The organism is Paenibacillus phytorum (assembly GCF_013141715.1).
Taxonomy (GTDB): domain Bacteria; phylum Bacillota; class Bacilli; order Paenibacillales; family NBRC-103111; genus Paenibacillus_E; species Paenibacillus_E phytorum.
In genome coordinates this window covers 61,868-74,005 of sequence record NZ_WHOA01000095.1, presented here as the reverse complement: position 1 = coordinate 74,005, position 12,138 = coordinate 61,868, and the positions used below count along the sequence as shown (strand labels likewise).

11 protein-coding genes are annotated in these 12,138 nt (G+C 51.0%); 7 read left to right on the top strand and 4 right to left on the bottom strand.

Translation table 11 applies throughout. The annotated features are described in order from the left end of the window. Window positions 1–3: 3 nt before the first annotated feature. The 3 genes from GC098_RS14600 to GC098_RS14590 all read right to left on the bottom strand — a co-directional run bounded on the left by GC098_RS14600 (window position 4) and on the right by GC098_RS14590 (window position 2,161). A complete protein-coding gene (locus GC098_RS14600) occupies window positions 4–387 on the bottom strand; it encodes a DUF2500 domain-containing protein (protein WP_171643868.1) in 384 nt (127 codons plus the stop codon). 37 nt (window positions 388–424) lie between these two features. Next, window positions 425–862: a GNAT family N-acetyltransferase gene (locus tag GC098_RS14595; protein WP_171643867.1), complete on the bottom strand. Its 438-nt coding sequence runs from the start codon at window positions 860–862 to the stop codon at window positions 425–427. 222 nt (window positions 863–1,084) lie between these two features. Then, window positions 1,085–2,161, bottom strand: a complete 1,077-nt coding sequence (locus GC098_RS14590; RefSeq protein WP_171643866.1) for a M42 family metallopeptidase — start codon at window positions 2,159–2,161, stop codon at window positions 1,085–1,087. Between the two features lie 162 nt (window positions 2,162–2,323). Between GC098_RS14590 and GC098_RS14585 the strand changes: the two genes are divergently transcribed. After that, window positions 2,324–3,049, top strand: a complete 726-nt coding sequence (locus GC098_RS14585) for an MBL fold metallo-hydrolase (protein ID WP_171643865.1) — start codon at window positions 2,324–2,326, stop codon at window positions 3,047–3,049. A 21-nt stretch (window positions 3,050–3,070) separates the two neighbouring features. Continuing rightward, on the top strand, window positions 3,071–3,640 hold the full coding sequence (locus tag GC098_RS14580; protein WP_171643864.1) for a TetR/AcrR family transcriptional regulator: 570 nt from the start codon (window positions 3,071–3,073) through the stop codon (window positions 3,638–3,640). 335 nt (window positions 3,641–3,975) lie between these two features. On the opposite strand, the gene GC098_RS14575 is transcribed toward GC098_RS14580, so the two are convergent. Then, a complete protein-coding gene (locus GC098_RS14575; protein ID WP_246358613.1) occupies window positions 3,976–4,695 on the bottom strand; it encodes a DNA-3-methyladenine glycosylase family protein in 720 nt (239 codons plus the stop codon). Window positions 4,696–4,862: 167 nt separating this feature from the next. Between GC098_RS14575 and GC098_RS14570 the strand changes: the two genes are divergently transcribed. The 5 genes from GC098_RS14570 to GC098_RS14550 all read left to right on the top strand — a co-directional run bounded on the left by GC098_RS14570 (window position 4,863) and on the right by GC098_RS14550 (window position 12,138). Next, entirely contained in the window at window positions 4,863–6,866 is a 2,004-nt protein-coding gene (locus GC098_RS14570) for a GTP-binding protein (RefSeq protein WP_171643903.1), read from the top strand. A gap of 205 nt (window positions 6,867–7,071) precedes the next feature. Continuing rightward, entirely contained in the window at window positions 7,072–7,629 is a 558-nt protein-coding gene (locus GC098_RS14565) for a glycerol-3-phosphate responsive antiterminator (protein WP_171643902.1), read from the top strand. Window positions 7,630–7,653: 24 nt separating this feature from the next. Further along, entirely contained in the window at window positions 7,654–9,162 is a 1,509-nt protein-coding gene (gene glpK / locus GC098_RS14560; protein WP_171643863.1) for a glycerol kinase GlpK, read from the top strand. Window positions 9,163–9,295: 133 nt separating this feature from the next. Continuing rightward, window positions 9,296–11,008 carry a glycerol-3-phosphate dehydrogenase/oxidase gene (locus GC098_RS14555; protein WP_171643862.1) on the top strand — a complete coding sequence of 571 codons (1,713 nt, stop codon included), beginning with the start codon at window positions 9,296–9,298 and terminating at the stop codon, window positions 11,006–11,008. Window positions 11,009–11,550: 542 nt separating this feature from the next. Beyond that, on the top strand, window positions 11,551–12,138 hold the full coding sequence (locus GC098_RS14550) for a TVP38/TMEM64 family protein (protein WP_171643861.1): 588 nt from the start codon (window positions 11,551–11,553) through the stop codon (window positions 12,136–12,138).

Sequence of the window (12,138 nt, the reverse complement as noted above, 5' to 3'; positions counted from 1 at the left end):
ATTTTATAAAAGAGGACGAGAGAATTCCTTGAACCTTGTGCCTTGGTACGTTAGTGTTCCCTGGTCCCCCTCTACGATATAACCAAACTGCTCCCTCCCCACCCTTAACTCGAGCCTTCTTCGATCTTCAAATTCAAAGGTGGCATAATAACTTGTACTTGCACTTGAATCTCCAGAACCACCGCTGACATGCATTCTTTTGGCCACGACCTTACAGTCCAGGCTTTGGATGGGGGAGGCATTATTGGATGACCATGCCATAAGTGATTTAATAATCAAAATGATAAAAGTGCCAATGATAAGAACGAGTACAGACGTAAAGATAATTAGAAAAAGATCTCCGCCATTTCCACCAGGAAAAGGCCCCATGTTAAATCCAGATGACATGTCTTTCACTCCTTAGTGTAAACATATTCCCGATTTTCTAGAGAAATCGTTTAACGAATCGGTAACCCGTCTCATGAAAGCCTAATGGCTCATTGGTGGCCCGTGACTCATCGTTCTTCTCTGATCCAGTGATCCACCACATACCAGAGCAGGCATGTTTACTGGTTAGCTGCTCGGCATAGCTTTTTAATTTATCTGCGGCTGCTTGACGGTTCTTCGTTTCATCTACAGAAATGACGGAGATTTCACTGAATTTCAAAATCATATCGGAGCCATGGCGAATACGGAAGCCTAATGTACCGAGAATTTGATTCTTCTCCTCATACACATAAAGTGATTCATCCGGGTTCTCACGCATAAAATGCAGCCTATTTTCAATGTGTAAAGGTGAAATGGCCTTGCCGGTACGCTCAGAAACAAAGCTGCTAATTTGTTTGGTATCTTGGGATGTAGCCTCACGAATGGTATACGTCATAGTCGTCCTTCTTTCTATAATCCAATGATTCTGCTAATTATACCATATATTGGAACATAAGTTCTATATTTGCTTAAAAATCTCCTTTTCAATCGTACTTCATCTACGATGTGCAATGGAAAGTAGAGAGAAACCAAAACAAAAAAGCAGTTGAGCAGGAAATACATTCTGCTCAACCACTTTTCGTACTGAATCTTATAGGAAAGCTTAAAAAGAATAAGATTACGCTTGAGCGTGGATCGTATTCAATGTTGTGCGATCGCTCGCTTGCACGAGCTTGATCAGCAGTTCCTTCGCGGCGGCATAATCATCCACGTGAAGAATGGACGCGGATGTATGAATGTAGCGCGCGCAAACACCGATGACGGCAGAGGGAATGCCGCTGCCTTGCACGTGCACCTGTCCGGCGTCTGTCCCGCCCGCCGAGATGAAGTACTGATACGGAATCTTATGCGTCTCCGCCGTATCAAGAATGAACTCGACCATCCCACGGTGGGTGATCATCGTGGGATCAAAGATACGCAGCAGCGCCCCGCGCCCTAGCTGCCCAAAGGCATTGCGGTCGCCGGTCATATCCCCGGCGGCGCTGGCATCCAGCGCGTAGAACAAGTCCGGCTGGATGAGATTCGCAGCCGTCCGTGCGCCGCGCAGGCCGACCTCTTCCTGTACGGTCGCACCGGCGTACAGGACATTCGGGAGCTTCGGCCCGCCGTGAAGCTCCTTCATCAGCTCAATCGCCAGGCCGACGCCGTAGCGATTGTCCCAAGCCTTGGCCATAATCCGCTTCGGATTGGCCAGGGGTGTGAACGGGCAGATGGGAACAATCTGCTGCCCGAGACGAACGCCGATGCGCTGAGCATCGGCTTTATCTTCAGCGCCGATGTCAACATACATCGTCTTGATGTCTGCGGGCTTGCTGCGTGCCGCTTCGTCCAGCAAGTGCACGGGAACTGAGCCGATTACGCCGATGATCGGCCCTTGATCCGTCATAATTTGCACGCGCTGCGCGGGCAGTACTTGACTGAACCAGCCGCCGAGCGGCTGGAACTTGATGGTGCCATGTTCCGTGATGCCGCTCACGATGAAGCCGACCTCGTCGAAATGACCGGCCACCATGATCTTAGGGCCTGTGTCGTCGCCACGCAGGATACCGAATAAGCTGCCGAGTCCATCCTGAACGAACTCGTCTGTATATTTTTCCAATTCACCGCGAACATACTTGCGGATTTCTCGTTCAAAACCGGGCGCTGCTTGCATTTCAGTCAGTGTCCGAAAAAGCTCTAACGTTTCTGTATTCATGTGGGGTTCCTCGCTTTATCGAAATAGGCTTTAGTACAAATATGAGATCTATTTTATTTTACCATAATGGAGAAAAAAATGGATTTAAGGCAATTCCCCTCTTTACAAAACTAATGACATTAGTTATTATACTAATATAAATAGTAAACGGGAGGCGTTATTATGAAAATTACACGTATCGGTTCTTTGTATCAACTAGCTTTTATGCCGAGATTTTTTCCGGTGAATTGTTATTTGGTGGAGGAAGAGAATGAATTAACGCTTATTGATGCGGCGATGCCTTTCAGTGTCAAAGGTATTCTTCAAGCAGTAGAACAGATTGGAAAACCGCTCACTCGCATCGTCCTTACCCATGCACATGGAGACCATATTGGAGCACTTGACGGTTTGAAAAAGGCGCTGCCGAATGTTAAGGTCTATATCTCAAGAAGAGATGCCAAGCTGCTGGCGGGTAGCAAAGAATTAGAAGCTGGCGAACCGAATTCGCCGATTAAGGGAGATGTTCCTAAGTCTGTACAGACGAAGCCGGATGTACTGCTTGAGGATGGCGACCGTGTAGGATCGCTGCAAGCTGTATCAGCTCCTGGGCATACGCCAGGGATGATGGCTTTCCTAGATGTGCGCAGTCGGGCATTGATTGCTGGGGACGCTTTTCAAGTTCGTGGCGGTGCAGCGGTCTCGGGCGTTATGAAATTCTGGTTTCCGTTCCCAGCGATGGCGACGTGGAGTAAAGACGTGTCGCTTGCGAGCGCACGCAAGCTGAGACAGCTAGAGCCAAGCCTTCTGGCCGTCGGACACGGACGGATGATTGAGCAGCCGATCCCAACCATGGATCGTATTTTGGAAGAAGCAGCTAAAAAGTTTCATACAAATGCAGCAATAATTTAGAGACAGAGAAGAGGAACTTTCGTGGCATACAGACAGGGGTTAGACGCAGAGACTGTACTTCAAGCAGCAATTGAAATGGCCGATTTACAAGGTGTTGAGCAGCTGACACTAGCCGCATTAGCTGCTAAATTGAACGTAAAAACACCGTCACTATACAATCATATCAAAGGCTTGCCTGATCTCAGAAAGCAGCTTTCACGACGCGGCCTCGTACTCATTAAAGAAGCGATGGTCGAGGCTGTTATTGGCAAAGCCGAAGATGACGCGCTGCTGGCGGCAGGCTTCGCCTATGTCATGTTCGCTAGGAAGCAGCCAGGATTATACGAGGCAATCTCCTCATTGCCTGACTACGAGGATCCTGAGTTGAAAGAGGCAGGAAGCCAAGTTGTGCTTTTCTTGCTGCGCATTTTAGAGCCATATGGACTCAGTGAAGAAGATGCACTGCACGTGGTACGCGGATTTCGGAGCATGGTGCATGGCTTTGCCTCACTCGAGCATAGAAACGGCTTCCGAATGGAGCTGGAAAGAGACGAGAGTCTACGACGTTTGCTTAAAACGTATTTAAGAGGATTACGAATAGCGGTGAAATGAGCATAAGCGCGAGGGCCGGATGGCTTCTTGCGCTTTTTTGGATTTATCGTGTGGGGTTTGACCGCCGCCATAAGGCGGCGATACAACGCGCGTTCAGGGTTCGAGTGAGTTAGGAAGTATTGGTCTGAAATAGGGGGTAAGGCAGGACAGGTGGGCATAACTCCAAAATTCGATTTTGAGTCGTTAAGCAATTTTGTGAAGATAGATGGGCTATCGTGGCTTCTAATGTTGTAGTTTCTACAACATCATTCGGCCGAGAATGTGGTTTTGGGCGTAACTTGCTTAGAATCAACTTTGACACAAACAAGCTCGTCCAAAAGGACGGCTTTAGTCGTTTATCCTTGCTCCAAGTTTGGTTTCGCGCAAGATTCCACCTGTAGGCCAGAATCCACAAACCCCATATCAATCGCACGCCATAAATATAACGAGGCAAAGCTGCGATAAGGCGCCCAGTTCGGCGCAACTTCGCCTAAGTAGTTACCATCCTTGCGATCGGCAAGGGTATGCAGCCATTTGGCCGCACGTTGGAGGCCGGCATCGCCAATGGACATGACATCGGGTCTGCCTAATGTGAAAATGAGGAACATTTCCGCCGTCCAGGCGCCGATGCCTTTGACACTTGTGAGCTGTTTGAGCAGCTCTGTGTTATCTAAATCTTGTAGATTGTCGAGTGCCACCTCGCCGGTTATCACCTTTGTGCTGAGGTCCCGGATGTAGCGGATTTTGGGATAGGAGACCCCGCATTGCCTGATGGCCTCCTCTTCCGCAGCGAGCACAAGCTCAGGCGTGATGTTCGGTATAACGAGCTTCACTCTGGCTTTAATCGTTGCAGCGGCTTTTGCCGAGAGCTGTTGGGAAATAATCGACATTACGAGCGACTCAAAGGGCTTGTAGCTGGGTGTGAGTGTAAGATCACCGATCAGTTCAATGAGACTAGCCAGCTTGCTGTCTGCTTGGGAAAAGGCAATTATCGCAGGATGCATTTTATTCAATAATATTGTAGTTACCTCAGGTTGGATAGACTGGTTTGATTCCTCAAATTCCGTAGTTTCCATGGCGAGAAAACCTCCTTAGGTTCAGTATTTCCATCATAATGGTCATTAGGCAATCCAGCCTAGTTAAATTTGTAAAAAAACCTGTTGGTAATATGCAAACTTATCCAATTGTACGCACTTTTAGTATAATGAAAGCAAGATAGGGATAGAAGGAGAACCGAGCTTTGATGAGGGATGATAATCGAACAATATCCAGAAGAAATGTGGGCATTTTTGCGCATGTGGATGCGGGTAAGACGACGACGACAGAGCATATTCTTTATCATAGCGGGCGAATTCGTGCGCTTGGTAGTGTAGATAACGGGACGGCACAGACCGATTCTATGGATGTGGAAAGAGAGCGGGGGATTTCGGTTCGCAGCGCGACGACCTCTTTTTCATGGAAGGATACGTTGATCAATCTTGTAGATACGCCGGGGCACATCGATTTCTTGTCAGAGGTGGAGCGTTCACTTCGGGTAATGGACGGGGCTATTCTTATTGTTTCAGCGGTAGAAGGCGTTCAGTCGCAGACGGAAATGATCTGGCACACCCTGCAATCTCTCAAGATACCAACTTTGCTGTATATGAATAAAATGGACCGCGTTGGCGCGGACCCCGAGCGCGTGCTGCGCGATATTCACAAGCAGCTCACGGAGATGGCGGTGCCGATCTATGCACCGCTTGGTCGAGAGGACACGTTCCGCGGTGCGGTGAACGTGTTGGATGCGGCGGATGCGGACGCCGCGGATGGGGTGCGCGGATTCGACTTGGCATCCGCGGTGGAGAAGTTATCGGAGCTCGACGAGCGGATGCTCACGAGCTACATTGAAGGCGCGCCCGTCGAGGCGCGCGAGTTGAAGGCAACCCTGCAGCGGTATGCGTGGCAGGGGGAGGCTTTTCCTTTGCTGGTGGGCGCCTCCAGCAAGGGGCTGGGTATCAAGGAGCTGATGGAAGCGATCCTTGATTATTTGCCTGGGCCGAGTGGTTCTGCGGAGCAGCCGCTTTCGGCCGTGGTGTTCAAGGTCGAGCGGGACAAGACCATGGGGAGAATGGCGTACGTCCGCCTCTACGAGGGGGCGATCCGCAACCGGGACACCGTCGTCAATGTCACGCAGGGCGTGGAGGAGAAGGTGACCCAGATTCGCAAAATCGACGGCCGTAAAGCCGAAGATATCGGGTTTGTCACGGCAGGCGACATTGCAGCCGTCTGCGGCCTGACGCAGGTGCGGATCGGCGATGTGCTGGGCCGGGCAGATAGTGTGCCGCCTGCGCCGCAGATGGCGATTCCGCTCTTGACTGTGCAGGTTCACGCCGAGAGTGAGGCGCAGTATCCGGCGCTCGTCGCAGCGCTGCAGGAACTGACGGACGAGGATCCGCTGCTCGATCTGCAGTGGCTCCAGGAGGAGCGCGAGCTGCATGTGAAAGTCATGGGTGCGATTCAGCTCGAGATTCTCACGAGTCTCTTGAGCTCGCGCTTTGGTCTCCAAGTAAGGTTCGACCAACCTTCCGTGATCTACAAAGAAACACCTTCGCAAGTGGGCGAAGGCTTCATTGCCTATACGATGCCCAAGCCGTGCTGGGCGATCTTATGCTTTCGCATCGAGCCTGGGGCGCCGGGCAGCGGGCTCGTGTATGAGTCGCTGGTACGCGGCGAGCATCTGCTCGTGCAGTACCAGAACGAGGTTGCGCGCCGCGTGCCGGAAGCGCTCCAGCAAGGGCTGCTCGGTTGGGAAGTCACCGATTTGAAGGTGACGCTCACCTATGGCGAGCATCATGTGTGGCACACTCACCCGCTTGACTTCGCTGTCGCTACGCCGATGGGCATCATGCAAGGCCTTGCGCAGACGGGCACGACGCTGCTCGAACCGATGCTGCAAGTTCGCATTACCGTGCCTGAAGAGTTCGGAGGCAAGGTGCTCAGCGACCTTGTGCAGATGAGAGCGGCTTTTGATCCGCCGCAAATTACAGGAGGCAGATTCGTAGTCGAGGGTCGTCTGCCCGTGGCTACGTCACTGGAATATCCAGTGAAGCTGAGTGCAATGTCAGGCGGACGAGGTGTGATAACTTCCTCTTTCGCAGGCTATCAGCCAAGTCCGCCGGACGTTCATGCGGAGCGTAGGCGGCGTGGAGTCAATCCGCTGGATCAGTCGAAGTATATTTTAGCTGTGCGTAAGGCATTATCGACCTAAGTTAACTGGATGATCATTGTCATTGACATGATGTACTCGCCTCAGTACAATGAAGGTAAGTTAATAACATGTGACGGAGCACAGGAGACTCACTTGGATTGCCCATTGAATATCATTGGCAATACTTGGTGAGTTTTTTGCTGTCAATTCCGTTCATTCTGGGATAGGCACAGATGTTCATTTTAAAGAAACGGGGGCGATGGTTATGTCTTTGGAAGAGCAGTGTATTTTACCGGCCATTCGCAAAATGAGAGACCTTGAGAAGCTATTTAAGTCTAACTATACGTATATTGTTCTGTTGGATTGTCATATTGGGCAGTTGAAAAGCATCGTGGATCTGGGCAAAGCAAACGGAAAGAAGCTGCTGCTGCACGCTGATTTAATAGAAGGGCTCAAAAACGACGATTATGCAGCGGAATTTCTGTGTCAGAGTATTCGTCCTGCCGGTATCATTTCGACACGTGGGAATGTGATTATGAAGACGAAGCAGAATGGCTTGATCGCCATTCAGCGGCTTTTTCTCCTAGATAGCAGTGCCTTGGATAAAAGCTACACGCTTTTGGAAAGGACGAAACCAGATTTCATTGAGGTGCTTCCCGGTATTATTCCGCACATTATCACGGAAGTGAAGGAGCGTTCAGGTATTCCTATTTTTGCAGGAGGACTCATTCGCACAGTGGAGGATGTGGAGCTTGCGCTAGGAGCTGGAGCAACGGCAGTCACTACATCGAATACGGAGCTGTGGCAGCATTATCATCAATGATCCTGAACATTTGGAGGCAATGCAATGGCAATTACGGGGACAAAACCTTCTTATATCCTTTCCCTCGATCAGGGAACAACAAGCTCTAGAGCTATTTTATTTAATCAAAAAGGGAGTATTGTGCATACAGCCCAGAAGGAATTTAAGCAGTATTTTCCTAAGCCGGGTTGGGTGGAGCATGATGCTAACGAAATTTGGCTGTCGATTCAGGGCGTCATTGCTGCGGTTCTATCGGAGTCCGGGGTGCAGCCTGCGGAGATCGCGGGAATTGGCATCACAAACCAACGGGAAACAGCGGTTGTCTGGGATCGGCACACAGGGATGCCTGTGTATCATGCGATTGTGTGGCAGTCGAGGCAGACGGCAGATATTTGTGAAGCGCTGAAAGCGCAGGGGCTAAGTGACCTTTTTCGGAAGCGTACGGGGCTGCTTATTGATGCGTATTTTTCGGGGACCAAAATCAAGTGGATTCTCGATCACGTTGACGGTGCCAGAGAGAAGGCGGAACGTGGGGATTTGCTTTTTGGGACGATGGATACGTGGCTGATCTGGAAGCTGACAGGCGGGAAAGCGCATGTGACGGACTATTCGAACGCTTCGCGCACGCTCATCTATAACATTCACGAGCTGAAGTGGGATGAAGAGCTGCTGGGGCATTTGGGCATACCAGCTTCAATGCTGCCGGAAGTTCGCTCTTCTTCTGAGGTGTATGGTTATACGCAGGAAAGCTTCTTTTTTGGTTCGGCTATACCAATTGCGGGTGCTGCAGGGGATCAGCAGGCGGCTTTGTTCGGGCAAGCTTGTTTTGAAAAAGGGATGGCCAAAAATACGTATGGCACTGGATGTTTTATGTTGATGAATACGGGCAATCACGCGATTCCATCGCGCAGCGGACTCTTGACCACCATTGCTTGGGGATTGAACGGGAAAGTGGAGTACGCGCTGGAAGGCAGTATTTTCGTTGCGGGATCGGCGATTCAGTGGCTGCGGGACGGGCTGCGGATGATTAAATCCGCGAAGGATAGTGAAGAGTACGCGAAGCGCGTTGCTTCAACGGATGGTGTGTATGTAGTACCAGCGTTTGTCGGACTAGGTACGCCATATTGGGACAGCGACGTTCGGGGCGCGGTATTCGGGCTCACTAGGGGGACGTCGAAGGAGCATTTCATTCGGGCAACGCTTGAATCACTCGCTTATCAGACCAAGGATGTGCTGCAAGCGATGGAGGATGATTCCGGCATTCAGCTCACGAAGCTGCGAGTTGATGGTGGTGCTGTGAAGAACGACTTCCTTATGCAGTTTCAAAGCGACATGCTGGGTGTGACGGTTGAGCGTCCGGTGATTAGTGAAACGACGGCGCTTGGCGCGGCTTTTCTGGCGGGTTTGGCTGTAGGTTTTTGGAAGGATCAAGCGGAGATTGCGGCTCAGTGGCAGGTGGATGAGGCTTTTGAACGGGAAATGGAAACTGAGCTTCAAAAGAGTTTGTATGACGGTTGGAAAAAAGCAGTAAATGCAGCAATGGCTTTCAAATAAGCGTGTGCAATGATATACTTATAACAAGTTAATATTCGGTTGGAGACTAGGAGAAGCCACAGCGGCCTATACGTGTAAACGTGTTAGGTATGTTGTGGTTTTTTTATTTTATATCCGCGAGGGAGAGATTGAGATGACGAAGGAATTTAAGCAAACCAATATAATAGGGCAACAACAGGGGTTTAATGCACTAAAAAGAACAGAAATGCTGCAGGCCATGTCAGAGCAAAAGCTTGATCTGATCGTAATTGGTGGGGGGATTACAGGAGCAGGCATTGCGCTCGATGCACAAAGCAGAGGGCTTCGCACGGCGTTGATTGATATGCAAGACTTCGCTGCGGGGACGTCGAGCCGCTCGACTAAGCTGGTTCACGGCGGGCTGCGCTATCTCAAACAGTTGGATGTGAAGGTTGTTGCTGAGGTCGGTAAAGAGCGTGCGATTGTGTATGAAAATGGGCCGCATGTGACGACCCCGGAGTGGATGCTGCTGCCTTTCTATAAAGGGGGCACATTCGGGAAGTTGTCCACCTCACTGGGTCTGCGGGTTTATGATTTCTTGGCAGGTGTCAAAAGATCGGAGCGCCGCAAGATGTTTCGCCCTGAGGAAACCCTCACTCATGAGCCTCTTTTGAAGAAGAAGGATCTCAAAGGCGGCGGCTACTATGTGGAATACCGCACAGATGATGCGCGTTTAACTATTGAGGTTATGAAAAAGGCTGTTGAGCTGGGTGCTTTGGCGGTGAATTACGCTAAGGTTGAAGAGCTGCTGATGGAGAATGGCAAGCTGGTTGGTGTACGTGTGGTTGATCAGATTGCTGGCAGTGGGGTGTCTTACTCGCTGTACGCGAGTAAGATTGTTAATGCGGCTGGGCCGTGGGTCGATACGCTGCGCGAAATGGACCGCTCCAAGCATGGCAAGACGCTGCACCTGACCAAAGGGGTGCATTTGGTCTTCGATCAGAGCAAGTTCCCGCTGCGGCAGGCGATTTATTTTGATACGCCGGACGGGCGGATGGTGTTTGCCATTCCGCGAGAAGGCAAAACCTACATCGGGACGACGGACACGAATTACAAAGGGGATATCGCGAATCCCCGTATTACCGAAGCGGATCGCGCTTACGTGCTTCGCGCCGCGAACGAGATGTTTCCGTCCCTCGGTTTGACGGAAGCGGACGTCGAATCGAGCTGGACCGGGCTGCGCCCTCTGATCCATCAAGAGGGCAAAGATCCTTCTGAGATTTCGCGCCGCGACGAAATCTTCGTGTCGGACTCCGGCCTCATCTCGATGGCCGGGGGCAAGCTGACCGGCTACCGCAAAATGGCGGAGTCGGTCGTGGACAAGATCGCCGCCATGCTGCTGGCGGAGGGCAAGGTCTCGGCGGCGCTGCCGCCGAGCCGTACCCGGACGCTGCCGATCTCCGGCGGCGATGTGGGCGGCTCCGCGAAGCTGGCGCCGTTCTTGCGGGGCAAGGTCAGCCAGGGCCTGCGGCTTAAGCTGACCGAGGCAGAGGCTGCGCTGCTCGCGCGCAGGTACGGCTCCAACGTGGACGCCGTATTCGAGCTGCTGGAGCAGCACCGGGCTGAGGCGGCGCAGCGAGGCATGCCCGCCGCCGTGCTCGCTGCGCTTGTGTACGCGATCGAGCGCGAGATGGTCGTGAAGCCGGCGGATTTCTTCATCCGCCGCACGGGCGCCCTCTTCTTCGACATCGCGTGGGCAAAGCAGTGGAAGGCGCCTGCGATCGCCTTTATGGCTGAGCGCTTCGGCTGGGACGAAGCGCAAACCGCAGCCTACACCGCAGAGCTGGAGCAGTTGCTCCATGAAGCGGTGAACCCGCTGGAGGCATAAAGCTCCAGCGGCACCAAGTGTTCCAGCGTTCCAGCTATTCCAGCTATTCCTACTATATGCTCGACTGCTACTTTTCCCGCCAGTAATTCATTGTTAACTCCACGAGTCGGTCCATGCCCACTACTGGCCATGAACGAGTATTGTTGTGTTGCACTTTGTACAACAATTTGGAGCAATTCGGGCCGAATTAGGCACATTGTTGCAAAAAGTACAACAATTTGGCCGCATCTCGGATGAAACGCGTGTTTTCAGCTGAAACTGTTGTACGAAATACAACTTTTTAGCCTAAGGTAGGGGAGAAGAGGAAATATTGTTGTACGAAATACAACTTTGGAGGCAAAGGTAGAGCCGACGAGGGCGTTTGTAGAAGGGAATACGCTTGGCGGGACGAATCCCTCATGTGTCAACTTAGTGATTTCCACTTAAAAATAAGCAACCAAGAACCTCCATGTGCTATTATGCCTATGAAGGTTCTTTTTTTAGTTATTTCGAAGTTTATCCTTGTCTTCAACTAATTGTTAAGCGAGTAGGTGTGCATACATATGGGAATAACAGAACTCTTGTCCTACCTCACGGAAGAAAATTTGGCGATGATCTTGGACAAGTATCGTTCACTCGGACCCTTGCCCGGTCTTCTTCTACCTTTCATGAAATCGTTCATTCCGCCGCTTCCTACACTTGTCATTATTAGTGTAAATGCAGCTGTATATGGGCTGTGGCTCGGTTTTCTTTACTCTTGGATAGGTATTGTGTGTGGGTGCTTGGTGACTTTTGCGATCGTCCAAAAAGTAGCCGGCCATCCTTATCTAGAGCGCTGGGCACAAAAGCCCAAGGTCCAAAAAAGTCTCCTTTGGGCACGCCGTCAGGCCTTCAACTATGTGTTTATACTCAGTCTTTTTCCGATAGGACCTTTCGTTGTGATTAATATGGCTGCCGGGCTGGTCGGCATGAGGTTTCGTTCTTTTTTGGTTGCGGTTGCGGCGGGAAAAGCGGTCATGGTGCTGTCAGTTAGCTTCATTGGCCACGACCCGAAGCGATTCATTGAGAATCCTTATGAGTTGATCTATGTGGTCTTATTTATTGCGATCTCACTTGTGATTAGCAAAAAAATAGAGAAGCGTTTCATGTAG